Below are 15755 nucleotides of genomic sequence, written 5' to 3' on the forward strand. Positions count from 1 at the left end.
CGTTGGACAAAGCGCCATTGTAGGGCGCCAGGCGATCGCTGCGCATGCGTATGTACTGCGCGGCGATCAATGCAGGCCGAAATCCGCGCGAGTGGTCTTGCCCTTGTCGTCGATGCCCTTGGCGTCGAGCCGGGGCGGCTTGATCGCGATCCGCTTGTCGTCCAGCTTGCCGTGCAGCCAGTCCTGCACGGCGGCGGCGCGGCGCTCGGCCAGCGCGCGCATGGCGGTGGCGTCCGTGTCCACGTGGGTTTCCAGCAGGCTGCGCATTTCGTCCGGTTCCAGCGACTTGCTGAGGCCGAGGACGTTCTTGGGTTTCTCGAAGTCGGCATGGCGGTAGGCGCGTCGCAGATAGCGCTCGTATTCGTCGGGCGTTACCGTCACCTCGGCCAGCGTCGTCGCCGAGGCGTCCGCGGCAACCTTGTCGCCCGATTCCTTGGCGAGCTTTTCGCGGCGAACCAAGTCATCCACGGTCACCTTGCGCAAGCCGGCTTCGTCCAGCGACGGATCCACGCGGCCGCTGATGTCCAGGGTGAGCGCGGGCTTGCGGTTGAGCATCTGCACGATTTGTCCGAGGCGATCCTTGGCGGGTCCATCCAGCACCGCGGAACCCGGTGCAAACTCGACGTAGCCGAGATCCTCGTGGCTGCCGCCGAACGCCGAGGCAAGCAGGCGAAACGGCGCGGTGGCCGCCTTGGCGATGAGGTTGCCGAACGCGCGCATGATCATGCCGCCGAGGCTGAACTGCGGATCGTCCAGCGAGCCGGACACCGGCACGTTCACGTCGATATTGCCCTGGGTATCCTTCAGCAGGGCCACCGCCAGCTTCACCGGCAGGTGCGACACGCCGGGGCTGTTCGAGCGCTCGCCGAAGGTCAGCTGGGTGATGAAAAGGTGGTTGTCTGCATTGAGCTTGCCCTGGTCCAGCAGGTAGTGCACGTCGGCAGTCAGCCGGCCCTTGCTGATGGGGTAGCCGGTGTACTTGCCGGAATAGGCGCTGAGCCGGGTCAGCTCGACGTCGGTCGCCTTGCCCTTGATGTCGAGGAAGGCTACCGGCAGCAGCGGATTGATGCTGCCGCTGATGTCCACCGGCGAGGCATCGTCCAGTTTCGCCTGCGCCACGAGTTCGGCGGGCGGTTCGCCGGCGGTGGTGCCGAACGCGCCGATCCTGCCGCTGAGGCTGGTGAGGTTGGCGGTGTAGTTCGGCCTGATGAAGTTGTCGGTGTAGTTGAGCTGGCCATTGGCCAGGGTGACCTCGCCGATGCGGATGTCGGCGGCGGGCGCCGTGGGTGCGCTGGACGCCGGCTGCGGCGCCGCCGGCGTGGTGTTCGCGGCGCGGGTCACCGATACCGGCGCCTGTTCGCCGTTGGCGATCACGTCGGACAGGTTCAGGCGTCCGTTGCTGTTGACGATGACGCGCGCGTAGAACGCATCCAGCACCAGAGCGCCCAGATGCACGCGCGGCGCACCGCTGCCGTAGCGCAAGTCGATGCGCGAGCCGCGCAGCGAACGCCAGCGCATGAAGTCGTCGCCGGTGACTTTGTCCTGCATGCGCACGCGCTCGAACGCGGCGTCGCCCGCGTAGTCGAAGCGTGGCTCGGACCGGCGGCCGTCGTAATGCAGCTTGCCGTCGCTGCTGAGTCGGGCGCTGGTGACATCCACGTTCAGCGGCACGCTGACGTAGGGCACGAAACCGGCGATGTCCAGTCGTTTGGTGGTCAGCTGCAGGTCGGCTACCGCGGGCAGCGGTTGCAGCGTGCCTGAGGTGGCGAAGCTGCCCTTGCCGATACGGCCTTCCAACTTGATCCGGCGTGGCTGGTCGAGCTTGTCGCTGAGCGCTTCGACATTGCCGTTGAGTGCCTCGATGAGCAGCGATGCCGGCCTGGCGCCAGCGATACTGCGATCGGTGAGGCGCAGTGAGCCCTGTTCGACGCCAAGATGGCCGATGCTCCAGCGCCAGGCCGGACCTTCGTCACTGCGGGCAGGTGCGGGATGCTTGCCGGCGAACAGGCTGGTCAGGTTGATCCGGTCGTCGCGCTCGCGCACGGCGTCGACCTGCAGACCGTTCGCCGTGACCTTGCCCAGTTGCGCGTTGCGGGTCGCCAGATCGAGCCGGGTGATGCCGGCATCCAGTTTGCGCCACGCCACCGGTGCAGCCAGCCCCTTGGCTTGCGGCTCCAGCGCGAAGTCGCTGATGCCGAGTTGGGCCGGTTCGATGTGCACATTGAATGCCTTGCCCCAGTCCAGTCGCAGCTGGCCGCTGGCGTCGAGCTTGCCTTTCGCGATGCGCGCCGCCGTGGCGGATGCGGCCAGCGCCTGCAGCGGCACGAGCGACACCTGTTTCAGTTCGAATGCACCGGCATAGTGGCTGCCGGCGAGGTCGACATCGCCACGCACGCCGAGGCTGCCGCCGGCGAGCTGGCTGGCCAGGTCGAGTTTGGCAGCCGGCCCGGCGAGCGTGCCCAGGCCGAGCAGGCTGCCGTGCAGCCGGGTCAGCTGCAGCTTGGCCTGGCTGGCGTCGGCGTAGGTGAGCGCGCTGTCCTGCAGCGTGAGTGCGCTGATGCGCAGGTCGGTCGGCGGCGCCTTGTCATCGGTCTTGTTGTCATCATTTCTGGCCGCGGGCGGCATCAGCGTATCGAAGTTGCTGTGGCCGCCGGCACGCTGGGTGTAGAACAACGCGGCGCGTTCCAGTTGCATCGCGCCGAGGTGGTAGCGCGAGGCCAGCGGTTGCACGTCGGTCAGTTCGATGTTGCCGTGCCGCAGCCTGGCGATGGCCTCGCCGTGGCTGCTGTCGAGCACGAAGTCGTCCAGTTGCAGGTTGCCGGTGAGCTGCAGTTGCGGCGTCGGCTGCGTCTGCACGAAGTGCAGTGACAGCCTGCCGCTGAGCAGGCCCTTGGGAATCTCCACCGGCATCGCCGCCGGTACGTAGCCCAGGTAGCGCGGCAGGTCGAGCCGGTCGAGCTGGAAGCCGATGGTCGACTCGCGGTTGCTGGCGAACGGCTTGGTCTGGCCGTCGATGCGCAACGGGCTGCCGTCCACCGTCATGGCCAGCAGCGGCTGCACGAAGATGTCGGTGGAGCTGGGCAGGTTGGCCAGGAACGGGATGCCCAGTTCGAGCTTCTCGATGTGGTGCTGCGCGCCCACCAGGCGGTCGTCGAAGCGGATGTCGCCGCCATGGACGCTGATGTTGGAGAGCGAGAAACGCGCCGGCTTGCTGTCCGGCGGCGCCGGCTTCGCGGTGAAGCGTTCGACCAGGTCGCTGAAGTTGAACCGCTGGTCCTTGCCTCGCGTGATGGCGATCCGCGGCTGATCGAGCCGCAGTTCGTCCAGCACCGGAGCCAGGCGGAACAGCGAGCTCCACGAGGCGTTGAGCGTGAGTTGGTCGATGTCGACGAAGGGCGTCTGGCCGTCCGCCTCGGGCAGGTGCAACTTGCCGACCCGCAGGTTCAGCGTGAACGGATTGAAGCGCACCTGGCCAAGACTCAGCGACCGTCCCAGCATCTCCGCGGAGTGGTTCTGCAGGTAGTTGCGCAGCAGCGGCGGAGCGGCAAGGAAGCCGAGCAGGGCGTAGACCAGCAGCACAGACGCGAGGATGGCGGCGATACGGCGGGCGCGGGGCGAGCGCCCCAGCTGCCGTGCACGCGTTCGTGCGGAATCCCAGGATGCACGCAAGGAGACGCGCAGCCGCGACAAGCTCGACCCGGACATACCGACTCCCTGGAAACGCTGAATGGTTGATTCAACCCGCCCTGCATGGGGTGCGGGTGGGCTGATGACGAATCTACCGCGACCGCGCTTAACGCGGGGACACCGCCCGCGACCTTGCGGCCGGTCGCGAGCGGTCAATCCGGGAGCTGACGAGCGGCTGCCGCCTCATGGCTCAATGCCAGGAACAGACGACCTTGCCGCAGGTGCCGGCGTCCATCAGGTCGAAGCCCTTCTGGAAATCGTCGATGTGGATCTGGTGGGTCAGCACCTTCTGCAGCGGGAAGCCGGTCAGCACCATTTGGGTCATCTTGTACCAGGTCTCGTACATGCGCCGGCCATAGATGCCTTGCAGGGTGAGGCCCTTGAAGATCACCTTGTCCCAGTCGATGCCGGCGCCGCGCGGCATGATGCCGAGCATGGCGACCTTGCCGCCGTGGTACATGCATTCGAGCATGTCGTTGAACGCGCGCGGGTTGCCGCTCATTTCCAGGCCCACGTCGAAGCCCTCCATGTGCAGGTCCTTCATCACGTCCTTGAGCGACTGATTGGTGACATTGACCACGCGGGTGGCGCCCATGTCGGCGGCCAGCTTCAGGCGGTAGTCGTTGACGTCGGTGACCACCACGTTGCGCGCGCCGATGTGCTTGGCGATGCCGGCGGCGATGATGCCGATCGGGCCGGCGCCGGTGATCAGCACGTCCTCGCCGATCATGTCGAATTCCAGCGCGCAATGCGCCGCGTTGCCGTACGGGTCGAAGAACGCGGCCAGCTCGGACGGGATCTGGTCCGGGATCGGCCACAGGTTCGAGGCCGGCATGGTCATGTACTCAGCGAACGCGCCGTTGCGGTTCACGCCGATGCCGATGGTGTTCGGGCACAGGTGCTGGCGGCCGGCGCGGCAGTTGCGGCAGTGGCCGCAGACGATGTGGCCCTCGGCCGAAACGCGGTCGCCGATCTTGTAGCCGGTCACGCCCGGGCCGATCTCCACGATGCGCCCCACGAACTCGTGGCCGATGGTAAGGCCCGGCTTGATCGTGCGCTGGCTCCACTCGTCCCACTTGTAGATGTGCAGGTCGGTGCCGCAGATCGCGGTTTTCTCGATCTTGATCAGCACTTCGTTCGGGCCGACCACGGGCATCGGCACCTCTTCCATCCAGATGCCCTGTTCGGGCTTGCGCTTGACCAGGGCTTTCATCGTCTGCGACATGGGGAATCCATCGGTTGGCCCGCGCGGCGGGCAGGGAAGCGGCAATTATAGATTGATCGAAGCCGGCGCCGAAGATGGCGGCACCAAGGGACCGGCTGTGGCAGGCGGTCCCACCCTGCCGAAAGTCACTACCGGTGAACGGTGGGTTTGCGGCATAAAGGTCGGCCAGATCGCAAGAAAATGCGATTCGGCCCACTTTTCCGATTTTCCCAAGGAGTGCTCCATGCGTCGTGTCCTGCTTGCTGCCGCGCTGACCGCCGGTCTCGCCGGTACCGCCCATGCCGTCGAAGGCATGTGGCAGCCCGCCCAGTTGCCGAAAATCGCCGCCACCCTGAAACAGCATGGGCTGAAGCTGGATCCGGCCAGCCTGACCGACCTGACCGCCTACCCGATGGGCGCGATCGTGAGTCTGGGCGGCTGCACCGCCTCGTTCGTGTCGCCTGAAGGTCTGGTGGTGAGCAATCACCACTGTGTCTACGGCGCGCTGCAGCTGAACTCCACGCCGGAGAACAATCTGATCGAGAAGGGTTTCCTGGCGAAGACGAAGGCCGAAGAACTCTCCGCCGGTCCGACCTCGCGGATCTTCGTCACCGAGGAAATCCGCGACGTCACCAAGGCGATCACCGCCAAACTCACGGACGGCATGAGCGGCGCCGAGCGCTACAAGGCGATCGAACTGGCGATCAAGGAACAGGTCAAGGCCTGCGAGAGCGAAGGCTATCGCTGCGACGTCTACACCTTCCACGGTGGCTACAGCTACCAGTTGATCAGGCAGCTGGAGATCAAGGACGTGCGCCTGGTCTACGCGCCGCCGGATTCCATCGGCAAGTTCGGCGGCGACGTCGACAACTGGATGTGGCCGCGCCACACCGGCGACTTCGGCTACCTGCGCGCCTACGTCTCGAAGGACGGCAAGTCGGCCGCGTTCTCGAAGGACAACGTGCCGTATCAGCCCAGGCACGTGCTCAAGGTGAACCCGCAGGGGGTGGAAGCAGGCGACTACGTGATGGTGGTCGGCTATCCCGGCCGCACCAATCGCTACCGCCTCGCCGACGAGGTGCAGGGTTCGATCGACTGGATGTACCCGACCCAGATCAAGGTCTACGAGGACACGCTGAACATCATCAACACCGCCGGCAAGGCTGACCCGAAGGTGGCGGTGAAGTACGCCAGCATGGTCGCCGGCCTCAACAACTACCTGAAGAACTTCGGCGGCCAGCTCGAAGGCCTGCGTCGTGCCGACGCGGTCGAGGTCAAGCGCGCGCAGGAAGCGGCACTGGAAACCTGGCTGAAGCAGCAGGGCGGCGCGGAGAACGCCGCGCTGGCGGCGGACATCGGCCAGCTGCGCCAGCAGATCGCCGCCAACCAGGCCAGTCGCGATCGCGACCTGGCCATCGGCCTGGTGACCCGCGCGTCGATGTTCGGCACGGCGGTGCGCCTGACCCATCTGGCGAAGGAGCGGCCGAAGGCCGACCTCGAACGCGATGCCGGTTACCAGCAACGCGACTGGGTGCGCATCGAAGGCGGCCTGAAGCAGATGGATCGCCGCTTCGATCCGGGCGTCGACCAGCAGTTCATGGTCTACGGCCTCGCGCGCTACGTGGCCTTGCCGCAGGCGCAGCGTCTGCCCGCGCTCGACGCGTGGCTGGGTGGCGCGAAGACCGAAGCCCAGCTCAAGCAGAAAGTTGCCGCGCTGTATGCCGGCAGCAAGCTCGGCAACGTCGACGAGCGCATGAAGTGGTTCGCTGCCGACAGCAAGGCGATCGACGCCAGCAGCGACAGCATGCTCAGGCTCGCCCGCGCGGTACAGCCGCAGCTGAAGCAGCTGGAAGACGAAGGCGACGCCCGTGACGGCGAGATGAGCAAGCTGCGCCCGCGCTACATGCAGGCGATGATCGCGTGGAAGGACTCGCAGAAGCTGCCGGTCTACCCCGATGCGAACAGCTCGCTGCGCGTCACCTTCGGCAACGTGCAGGGCGTGGCGCCCCGTGATGGCGTCAGCTACGCGCCGTTCACCACCGCCCAGGGCATCGTCGAGAAGTACACCGGCGCCGAACCGTTCGATGCGCCGAAGGCCGAACTCGATGCGATCAAGGCCAGGGCGTTCGACAGCTATGCCTCGCCGAAGCTGGGCACGCTGCCGGTGAACTTCCTGGCCGACCTCGATATCACCGGCGGCAACTCCGGTTCGCCGGCGATGGATGCGAATGGCCAGCTGGTCGGCCTGGCGTTCGATGGCAACTGGGAATCGGTGAGCGGTGACTGGCTGTTCAATCCCACGCTCAACCGCTCGATCCAGGTCGACGTGCGCTACATGCTGTGGGTGATGCATCACCTCGACCACGCCGACAACCTGCTGAAGGAAATGGGCGTGCCGGCGAAGTAACTCGCTGGTTGGCGCAAGTACCGGGCCCGCGTCATCGACGCGGGCCTTTTGCGTTGCGGCAGCCTCTAAACTAGCGCCATGCCCGTCGATCACCGTCCCCTCGCCATCTTCCTGATGGGCCCCACCGCCTCGGGCAAGACCGCCCTGGCGTGCGAATTGAGCGAGCGTTTCCCGCTGGACCTGGTCAGTGTCGATTCGGCCCTGGTCTACCGCGGCATGGATATCGGCACGGCCAAGCCCGATCCGGCGACGCTGGCACGTTATCCCCACGCGCTGGTCGACATCCGTGATCCTGCGCAGCCGTACTCGGCCGCGGATTTTTGTGCCGATGCGGTGCCGGTGATGGAACGGATCAGCGCGCAGGGCCGGGTGCCCCTGCTGGTCGGCGGCACCGGGTTGTATTTCCGCGCCTTGCAGCTCGGCCTGTCCGACCTGCCCGAGGCCGATCCGGCCACGCGGGCGCGGCTGGGCGCCGACGCGGCGCAGTCCGGCTGGCCGGCACTGCATGCGCGGTTGGCCCAGGTCGATCCGGTCGCGGCAAGCCGCATCGACAGCAACGACACCCAGCGCCTGCAGCGTGCGCTGGAAGTGTTCGAACTGACCGGCCGTCCACTGTCCGAGTTGCAGCGGGGCGGGGCGGGCGCGGTATTCCCGTGGCGGGTATTGAAGATCGCGCTGCTGCCGGCCGACCGGCAGCTGCTGCACCAGCGCATCGCGCAACGGTTCGACGCCATGCTGGCCAAAGGCTTCCTCGACGAGGTGCGCGCGTTGCGTGTCCGGGGCGATCTCGATGCCGACCTGCCGGCAATCCGCGCCGTCGGCTATCGGCAGGCGTGGGAACACCTGGATGGCCGCAGCGACGCCGCGGAGTTCCGCGATCGGGCCATCTTCGCCACCCGCCAGCTGGCCAAGCGCCAGATCACCTGGCTGCGCAGCGATCATGGCGCACGCCTGTTCGAGCCCGATCAGGCCGACATGGCGACGCGCGTTGCCGGCGCGGTGCAGCTGTTTGTCGATCCCCCGGGAGAGCCCGTGCCGCCAATGTGACGCCACGCACTTGCGGGGCGCAAAAATCTTCTTTCATCAAGCATTTGAAAGCAGTTAACATCGAGTCATGTTGGGCCGGGGCGCCACTGGCGTTTTTTCTCCGGTCTGTTTGGTGCAAGGGGAGAACAAGAAATGTCCAAGGGGCAATCGTTGCAGGATCCATTTTTGAATGCTTTGCGGCGCGAACGGGTGCCGGTGGCCATCTACCTGGTCAATGGCATCAAGCTGCAGGGGACCGTCGAGTCGTTCGACCAGTTCGTGGTGCTGCTGCGCAACCAGGTCAGCCAGATGGTCTACAAGCACGCCATCTCCACCGTGGTGCCCAGTCGCAACGTGCGCATCGGCAATGGTCATGACGGCCACGATGGCCACGACCATCCGGCAGATGCCTCGGGCGGCGCCGACGCCGACGCTTGATACAGCGGCGGTCAGCCCGCATGAAGAAGGTTTGCTCCCGAAGGATCACGCCCACTCGTGTTTGACCGTCAAAAGAAAGGCGATCGTGCCGTCCTCGTCCTGCCGCATTCGCGTGGCGAGGGCGACACGGCACGCCGTGCGGAGGAGTTCGCCGAACTGGTGAAGTCCGCCGGCGCCGAGGTGCTCGCCGTGATCAGCGCCCGCGTCGAAGATCCCAACCCCCGTTACTACATCGGCAGCGGCAAGGCCAACGAGGTCGCCGAGGCGGCGCGTGCGCTGGACGCCGACCTGGTGCTGGTCGATCACCTGCTGACCCCGGTGCAGGAACGCAACCTCGAAAAGCACCTGGGCGTGCGCGTGGTCGACCGCGCCGGACTGATCCTCGACATCTTTGCCCAGCGCGCCCGTTCGCACGAGGGCAAGCTGGAAGTGGAACTGGCCCAGCTCAAGCACCTGGCCACCCGGCTGGTACGCGGCTGGACCCACCTGGACGCCCAGCGCGGCGGCGCCATCGGCAACCGCGGCCCCGGCGAAACCCAGCTGGAAACCGACCGCCGCCTGCTCGGCGAGCGGGTCAAGCAGCTCACCAAACGCCTGGAAAAGGTCCAGGTCCAGCGCGGCCAGCAGCGCCGTGCGCGTCTGCGCAACACGGTGCCGCGGGTGGCCCTGGTCGGCTACACCAACGCCGGCAAGTCGACCCTGTTCAACGTGCTGACCACCGGTGACGTGTTCGCCGCCGACCTGCTGTTCGCCACCCTCGATCCCACCGTGCGCAAGCTGGAGGATCTCAGCTGCGGACCGGCGGTGATCGCGGACACGGTGGGCTTCATCCGCGAACTGCCGCATGACCTGGTCGCCGCCTTCCGCGCCACCCTGGCCGAGGCCCGCGATGCCGACCTGCTGCTGCACGTCAGCGACGCCGCCGACGAGGAGCGCGAGCGGCTGCATCGGGTGGTCGACAACGTGCTGGAGGAAATCGACGCGGGCGACGTGCCGCAACTGCGGGTGATGAACAAGATCGACCTGGCCGGCGCCGAGCCGCGGATCGAACGGGACGCCACCGGCAAGCCGGTGCGGGTCTGGCTGTCCGCCGCCACCGGTGTTGGCCTCGACCTGCTGCGCCTGGCGCTGGGCGAACTGCTGGGCGGCGAGCGGGTGCGCTCGCCGCTGCACCTGCCGCTGTCGGCCGGGCGCCTGCATGCGCGGCTCAAGGCGGCGGGCGCCATCAGCGGCGAGTCGATCGACGAACATGGCTGGCAGCTGCACATCGACGCCCCGCGCAGTGTCATCGCCCCGCTTGGCGGCGGCGATCCGGCCGAGGCGAAACTGCTGCAGGAACTGCTGGCCGTGGCGGAATGACGCCGTTCCCGGCGCGCGGCAGCGGGCGCGCTCTGATAGAATCCCCGATGTTTGCGCGGCCGCGAAAGGCGGCTCGCACAGGACTTTCGACAGCCTCGGCTGAATCTCAATGCAACCCGGTGCAACACGTGTTTCGACCGTGGTTGCCGGCCCCCGGACGTCCCCAAAGGAGACTGACTCGTGGCATGGAATGAACCCGGCAACAACGGGCAAAAAGATCCGTGGAACAGAAACCGCCAGGGCGGCAAGTCGCCGGTGGATGACCTGTTGAACAAGGCCAGGAACCGCGTCGGCAAGATGGGGCAGGGGCCGGGCAGCATCCTCACCGGCATCGTGGTGCTGCTGGTGGTCGGCCTGCTGTTCAGCAGTTACACCATCATCGGCGCGCGCCAGCAGGGCGTGGTGCTGCGGTTCGGCCAGTATTCGCGCACCCTGGCGCCGGGCTTCCACCTGAAGCTGCCGCAGCCGATCGAGTCGGTGAACAAGGTCGAGGCCACCCGTATCCGCTCGGTCACCGACAAGGTGGCCATGCTGACCCGCGACGAGAACATCATCACGATCGACTTCACCGTGCAGTACCAGGTGGACGACTCGCGCAAATACCTGTTCTCGCTGAACGACCCCGACGGCACCATCAGCGCCGCGGCCGAGGCCGCCGTGCGTTCGGTGATCGGCGGCAGCGACATGGACCAGATCCTGTCCGCCGCCGGCGCCAGCCTGGTCACCCAGGCGCAGCAGGCGCTGCAGAAGACGCTGGACGGCTACGACTCCGGCCTGCGCGTCACCGAAGTCAGTTTCCAGAACGTGGCGCCGCCGAACGAGGTGAAGGACGCCTTCGACGACGTCAATAACGCCCGCGAAGACAAGCAGAGCATTGAGAACGGCGCCCTGGCCTACGCCAGCAAGGTGGTGCCGGTGGCCCGCGGCGACGCCGCCCGCATCGCGGCCGAAGCGGCCGGCTACAAGGCCGAACGCATCGCCCGCGCCCAGGGTGACGCGGCGCGCTTCGACCTGTTGCTGAAGGAATACAAGGCCGCACCGGAAGTGACCCGCAAGCGGCTGTGGCTGGAAACGATGGAACAGGTGATGGCGAAGAACCCGAAGGTGATCGACGGCTCCGGCGGTCGCAACATCATCAACCTGCCGACGCTGCAGGGCAGCGCCACGACCACCTCGCCCGACTCGGCGGTGGTGGGCACGGTGGTCGCGCCCGCCAGCAGCGATGCGGCCAGCAAGGGAGCGCAGCCATGATGAAGATCGGCTCCATCGTCCTCGCCGTGCTGATCGCCCTGCTGGGCATCAACAGCATGTTCGTGGTCAGCGAAGGGCACAGCGCCCTGTTGCTGCAGTTCGGTCGCATCGTGCGCACCGACTACCAGCCCGGCCTCCATTTCAAGCTGCCGGTGATCCAGCAGGTGATGAACTTCGACAAGCGCATCCTGTCGCTGGACGCGCCGCCGGAGCGTTACTTCACCTCCGAGAAGAAGAGTGTCAACGTCGACTTCTACGTGAAGTGGCGCGTCGCCGACAACGCCGCCTACTACCGCGCCACCGGCGGCGACCAGTTGCAGGCCGCGCAGCGGCTGACCCCGATCGTGAAGGACGCGCTGCGCTTCGAGTTCAACGCCCGCACCTTGCCCGACCTGATCTCCGGCGGCCGCAAGGACATCACCGAACGCGTGCGCGCACAGACCGACGCGTCGGCGCGCAAGAACCTCGGCATCGCCGTGGTCGACGTGCGCATCAAGCGCATCGACCTGCCCAACGAGGTCAGCGAATCGGTGTACAAGCGCATGCGTGCCGAGCGCCTGCAGCTGGCCAACGAACTGCGCTTCACCGGCCAGGAATCGGCCGAGACGATCCAGGCCGATGCCGACCGCCAGGGCCAGGTGCTGCGCGCCGACGCCCAGCGCGATGCGGCCAAGATCCGCGGCGAAGGTGACGCCCAGGCGGCCACCATCTATGCGCAGGCCTACAACCAGGATCCGGAGTTCTTCAGCTTCTACCGCAGCCTGTCGGCGTACCGCAGTTCGTTCGAGGACGGCAAGGGCGTGATGATCCTGAAGCCCGACGACGAGTTCCTGCGCTACTTCGAACAGTCCAGCTCCAAGCGCTGAGTCGCGGCCGATGCGTCAGCTGAGTGCCGCGTTGTGTCTGGTGCTGGTGATCGAGGGACTCATGCTGTTCGCGGCGCCGCGCGGCTGGCAGGCAATGATGCGCGAGGCGCTGAAACTGCCGCCGCGCCGCTTGCGTCTGATCGGCGCCGGCGCGATGGTGGCCGGACTGGTGCTGCTGCAGATTTTTCATTGATACGCGCAGCCCCATCCCGGCGGCGCAAAACCTGATCGAAACCTCCCGGAGTAATGCAATGGGCAAGTCAGTAGTCATCCTCGGAGCCCAGTGGGGCGACGAAGGCAAGGGCAAGATCGTCGACCTGCTGACCGAGCGGGTCAGTGCGGTGGCGCGCTTCCAGGGCGGCCACAACGCCGGCCACACGCTGGTGATCAAGGGCAAGAAGACGGTGCTGCACCTGATCCCCTCGGGCATCCTGCGCGACGACGCGCTGTGCCTGATCGGCAATGGCGTGGTGCTGTCCCCCGAGGCGCTGATCAATGAGATCGCCGAGCTCGAGGCCAACGGCGTCGAAGTGCGCTCGCGCCTCAAGATCAGCCCGGCCACCCCGCTGATCATGCCGTACCACATCGCGGTGGACAAAGCGCGCGAGATCGCCGCCGGCGGCAAGGCCATCGGCACCACCGGCCGCGGCATCGGCCCGGCGTACGAGGACAAGGTCGCCCGCCGCAGCGTGCGCGTGGCCGACCTGATGTACCCGCACGAGCTGCCGGCACTGATCAAGACCGCGGTGGACTACCACAACTTCATCCTCACCCAGTGGCTGAAGGTCGAGCCGGTCGACTACCAGAAGGTTCTCGACGACGCGCTGGCCTGGGGCGAGTACATCCGTCCGCTGGTCGACGACGTGGCCACCATCCTGCACGACGTGCGCGCCGAAGGCGGCAACATCCTGTACGAGGGCGCGCAGGGCGCGCTGCTCGACATCGACCACGGCACCTATCCCTACGTCACCTCGTCCAACACCACCATCGGCGGCGCGCTGGCCGGCACCGGCGTGGGCGCGCGCGACATCGACTACGTGCTGGGCATCTGCAAGGCCTACGCCACCCGCGTCGGCAGCGGCCCGTTCCCCACCGAATTGCACGACGAGATGGGCGAGCGCCTGCGCAAGGTCGGCAACGAATTCGGCGCCAGCACCGGCCGCCCGCGCCGCTGCGGCTGGATCGACCTGGTTGCGCTGAAGCGCGCCACCCAGATCAACGGTATCAACGGCCTGGCCATCACCAAGCTCGACGTGCTCGACGGCCTGGAAACCATCAAGGTCTGCATCGCCTACGAATACCGGGGCAAGCGCCGCGAACTGGCCCCGCTCGACGCCGACGGCTGGGACGAGTGCAAGCCGGTCTACCTGGAATTCCCCGGCTGGCAGGAATCCACCGCCGGCATCCGCGAATGGAACAAGCTGCCGCCCGCGGCGCGTGCGTACCTGCGTGCGGTCGAGGAACTGTCGGGCTGCAAGCTGGCCCTGGTCGCCACCGGTGCGGATCGCGACGACACGATCAGCCTGGATGATCCGTTTGCCTGATCGCGAATGTCGCCGAGAAAAGCCCCGCATTGCGGGGCTTTTTCATGGTGCTTTAGCGAGGAGATCCGCTCGATTGGTTGCCAGCCATAGGCTGGCTTGTTCGAACAACGCACTGGCCTGCGCCATGCATTCGCGCAAGGATTCCGGTCCCAGAAGGTCGCCGGAATAATCGTTGACGTTGTGCTTCTTGCGCAGCGCATCCATCACGACCCATTGCTCGCGCGGTACGCCAAGTGTCAGCGACAGTGTCTGGATCATCGTCTGGTGATGACCTGGCATGCTGGTGGATGGACGAAAGCCATTCGCCATCAGGCCCACCAAGGCGCACTGCATGATGGCCTTGTAAGCCGCGTCGAAGCGGGTTTCATCGCTGATACCCTCGACACGCGCATCGGCGAGATTGCGCGCTGCAGCTGCCAGCAGGCGCTGTATTTCATCAGGATGCGTTGCGTGGGGTTTGATCTGGTGGGTCTTGACCAGGTTATCCAAGCTCATCAGGGTCTCCAATCAGCCACAATTTCGGTTCCTTCCATACCCGTGCAACAAACCCGTCCCGTTCCTTGCGCCGTTCGAGAAACTCCTCCTGGCTCAGTACGGTCGGATTCACTTCCCGACGCAACGTTTCCTGTGTCGACTGCAATGCCAACACCACCTCGGCGAAACCCGGCGCCCCGATAACCATCACATCCACATCGCTGTCCGGATGCGTCTTGCCCGAGGCCATCGATCCGTACACGAATGCGCCCTTTATCCGATCCGCCAACGGAACCAGCGCATCACGCAGCAGATCGGCCAATCCCGCGGTCTTGCGCAACAAGCTGGCCAACTCCTCGAAAACCGGATTGCCCGTGTTCGCGCGGTAGTGAACCTGGCGGCCCACCTCCTCACGAGCGAGCAGGCCGAGTTCGGCCAATGCACGGAGTTCACGATGCAACGAACCCGCATGGGTTCCTGTCAGACGGGCCAGTTCACGGACATGCAGTGAAACATCGGGGTGCAACAACAGCGCGCTCAATACAGCTGAGCGCGTCTGACCGAGCAGATAGTGGGCCAAGGACTTCATGTAGCAAATTATGCTACATATGTAGCCGATTTGAGAACACCTTGCTGTCATGCGAAGTACCGCGAGCCAAGGCAACTGGTGATTCACCCAGATTGCAGTGTCGAGCAGGCAAGCCCGGCGTGGTGAATACGGCAAGCCGACGATCTTGCTCCCTGCGATACGCCGCCGCGATCATCGGGGTAATGAAACCACCAGGGGAAACACCATGACCGTACTCACCGACCGCTTCAGCCGCGCCGTCGACTACGCCCGCATCGCGCACGCCGCGCAGGTGCGCAAGGGCTCGAATATCCCATACCTCTACCACCTGCTTGGCGTGGCCAGTCTGGTGATCGAGTTCGGCGGCAGCGAGGACCAGGCCATCGCCGGTCTGTTGCACGACACGCTGGAGGATTGCGGCGCCGCGCACGAGGCGGTGATCCGCGCCCAGTTCGGCAACGCCGTGGCCGACATCGTCAAGGACTGCACCGACGGCACCGCCGAAGGCAAGGCCAGCCACACCGACCCCGAAGCCAAACGCCGTGACTGGACCCGGCGCAAGCTCGCCTACCTCGCGCACCTGAAGGCCGCGCCGGACCAGACCCTGCTGGTCAGCGCCTGCGACAAGCTGCACAACGCCCGCGCCATCGTGCAGGACCTCGAACATCCCGAAGTCGGCACCCGCGTGTTCGACCGCTTCACCGGCGGCCGCGAGGGCACGCTCGGCTACTACCAGGCGTTGGCGGAAATCTTCTCGGCAAGTGAGGTCAAGGCCGCCAGAGTGCTCGATGGCACAGTGGACTGGATGCATGAGTTGGCTGGAGCAAGCTCGCGTGTGGCGTTGCAATCTGGCTGAAGGCCTGGGTATCGCCCGCATCGGCATGGTTCCGGATCGCTACAAAAAAAGCGCATACGGTGGCCATTTGCCTCT

General features: G+C 66.0%; 13 protein-coding genes. 9 read left to right on the forward strand and 4 right to left on the reverse strand.

Annotated elements, in window-relative coordinates:
• Nucleotides 1-66: 66 nt before the first annotated feature.
• Both ASD55_RS07220 and tdh read right to left on the reverse strand, forming a co-directional pair.
• A complete protein-coding gene (locus tag ASD55_RS07220) occupies nucleotides 67-3705 on the reverse strand; it encodes a DUF748 domain-containing protein (RefSeq protein WP_056764805.1) in 3639 nt (1212 codons plus the stop codon).
• 172 nt (nucleotides 3706-3877) lie between these two features.
• On the reverse strand, nucleotides 3878-4900 hold the full coding sequence (gene tdh, locus ASD55_RS07225) for an L-threonine 3-dehydrogenase (protein WP_056717611.1): 1023 nt from the start codon (nucleotides 4898-4900) through the stop codon (nucleotides 3878-3880).
• Between the two features lie 235 nt (nucleotides 4901-5135).
• On the opposite strand from tdh, the gene ASD55_RS07230 reads away from it, so the two are divergent.
• The 8 genes from ASD55_RS07230 (at nucleotide 5136) to ASD55_RS07265 (ending at nucleotide 13782) form a co-directional block, all read left to right on the forward strand.
• On the forward strand, nucleotides 5136-7298 hold the full coding sequence (locus ASD55_RS07230) for a S46 family peptidase (protein WP_056764807.1): 2163 nt from the start codon (nucleotides 5136-5138) through the stop codon (nucleotides 7296-7298).
• Nucleotides 7299-7376: 78 nt separating this feature from the next.
• Nucleotides 7377-8345: a tRNA (adenosine(37)-N6)-dimethylallyltransferase MiaA gene (gene miaA, locus ASD55_RS07235; protein WP_056764809.1), complete on the forward strand. Its 969-nt coding sequence runs from the start codon at nucleotides 7377-7379 to the stop codon at nucleotides 8343-8345.
• Between the two features lie 132 nt (nucleotides 8346-8477).
• Nucleotides 8478-8762 (forward strand): RNA chaperone Hfq, encoded by a 285-nt coding sequence (gene hfq, locus ASD55_RS07240; protein ID WP_007809007.1) that lies wholly within the window; start codon nucleotides 8478-8480, stop codon nucleotides 8760-8762.
• Nucleotides 8763-8819: 57 nt separating this feature from the next.
• Entirely contained in the window at nucleotides 8820-10121 is a 1302-nt protein-coding gene (hflX, locus tag ASD55_RS07245) for a ribosome rescue GTPase HflX (protein WP_056764811.1), read from the forward strand.
• 180 nt (nucleotides 10122-10301) lie between these two features.
• Nucleotides 10302-11372 (forward strand): FtsH protease activity modulator HflK, encoded by a 1071-nt coding sequence (gene hflK / locus ASD55_RS07250; RefSeq protein ID WP_056764813.1) that lies wholly within the window; start codon nucleotides 10302-10304, stop codon nucleotides 11370-11372.
• Nucleotides 11372-12238 carry a protease modulator HflC gene (gene hflC / locus ASD55_RS07255; RefSeq protein WP_056764815.1) on the forward strand — a complete coding sequence of 289 codons (867 nt, stop codon included), beginning with the start codon at nucleotides 11372-11374 and terminating at the stop codon, nucleotides 12236-12238. Before hflK ends, hflC begins: the two co-directional genes overlap by 1 nt.
• A 10-nt stretch (nucleotides 12239-12248) precedes the next feature.
• On the forward strand, nucleotides 12249-12431 hold the full coding sequence (locus tag ASD55_RS07260) for a DUF2065 domain-containing protein (RefSeq protein WP_056764817.1): 183 nt from the start codon (nucleotides 12249-12251) through the stop codon (nucleotides 12429-12431).
• A 58-nt stretch (nucleotides 12432-12489) separates the two neighbouring features.
• Nucleotides 12490-13782 (forward strand): adenylosuccinate synthase, encoded by a 1293-nt coding sequence (locus tag ASD55_RS07265; RefSeq protein ID WP_056764819.1) that lies wholly within the window; start codon nucleotides 12490-12492, stop codon nucleotides 13780-13782.
• A gap of 42 nt (nucleotides 13783-13824) precedes the next feature.
• On the opposite strand, the gene ASD55_RS07270 is transcribed toward ASD55_RS07265, so the two are convergent.
• Both ASD55_RS07270 and ASD55_RS07275 read right to left on the reverse strand, forming a co-directional pair.
• Nucleotides 13825-14277: a hypothetical protein gene (locus ASD55_RS07270; protein ID WP_056764821.1), complete on the reverse strand. Its 453-nt coding sequence runs from the start codon at nucleotides 14275-14277 to the stop codon at nucleotides 13825-13827.
• A complete protein-coding gene (locus ASD55_RS07275; protein ID WP_056764823.1) occupies nucleotides 14264-14845 on the reverse strand; it encodes a nucleotidyltransferase domain-containing protein in 582 nt (193 codons plus the stop codon). The genes ASD55_RS07270 and ASD55_RS07275 overlap by 14 nt, the downstream gene beginning before the upstream one ends.
• A 205-nt stretch (nucleotides 14846-15050) precedes the next feature.
• On the opposite strand from ASD55_RS07275, the gene ASD55_RS07280 reads away from it, so the two are divergent.
• Nucleotides 15051-15680 carry an HD domain-containing protein gene (locus ASD55_RS07280; RefSeq protein ID WP_056764827.1) on the forward strand — a complete coding sequence of 210 codons (630 nt, stop codon included), beginning with the start codon at nucleotides 15051-15053 and terminating at the stop codon, nucleotides 15678-15680.
• Nucleotides 15681-15755: the final 75 nt, after the last annotated feature.

This window comes from Rhodanobacter sp. Root561 (genome assembly GCF_001427365.1).
Taxonomy (GTDB): Bacteria; Pseudomonadota; Gammaproteobacteria; order Xanthomonadales; family Rhodanobacteraceae; genus Rhodanobacter.

What these genes read in the sequence shown, in the direction of transcription:
- ASD55_RS07260 (WP_056764817.1), top strand. Translation starts at nt 12,249, where the DNA reads ATGCGTCAGCTGAGTGCCGCGTTGTGTCTGGTGCTGGTGATCGAGGGA.
- hfq (WP_007809007.1), top strand. Translation starts at nt 8,478, where the DNA reads ATGTCCAAGGGGCAATCGTTGCAGGATCCATTTTTGAATGCTTTGCGG.
- ASD55_RS07270 (WP_056764821.1), bottom strand. Translation starts at nt 14,277, where the DNA reads ATGAGCTTGGATAACCTGGTCAAGACCCACCAGATCAAACCCCACGCA.
- ASD55_RS07230 (WP_056764807.1), top strand. Translation starts at nt 5,136, where the DNA reads ATGCGTCGTGTCCTGCTTGCTGCCGCGCTGACCGCCGGTCTCGCCGGT.
- miaA (WP_056764809.1), top strand. Translation starts at nt 7,377, where the DNA reads ATGCCCGTCGATCACCGTCCCCTCGCCATCTTCCTGATGGGCCCCACC.
- hflC (WP_056764815.1), top strand. Translation starts at nt 11,372, where the DNA reads ATGAAGATCGGCTCCATCGTCCTCGCCGTGCTGATCGCCCTGCTGGGC.
- tdh (WP_056717611.1), bottom strand. Translation starts at nt 4,900, where the DNA reads ATGAAAGCCCTGGTCAAGCGCAAGCCCGAACAGGGCATCTGGATGGAA.
- ASD55_RS07220 (WP_056764805.1), bottom strand. Translation starts at nt 3,705, where the DNA reads ATGTCCGGGTCGAGCTTGTCGCGGCTGCGCGTCTCCTTGCGTGCATCC.
- ASD55_RS07265 (WP_056764819.1), top strand. Translation starts at nt 12,490, where the DNA reads ATGGGCAAGTCAGTAGTCATCCTCGGAGCCCAGTGGGGCGACGAAGGC.
- ASD55_RS07275 (WP_056764823.1), bottom strand. Translation starts at nt 14,845, where the DNA reads ATGAAGTCCTTGGCCCACTATCTGCTCGGTCAGACGCGCTCAGCTGTA.
- ASD55_RS07280 (WP_056764827.1), top strand. Translation starts at nt 15,051, where the DNA reads ATGACCGTACTCACCGACCGCTTCAGCCGCGCCGTCGACTACGCCCGC.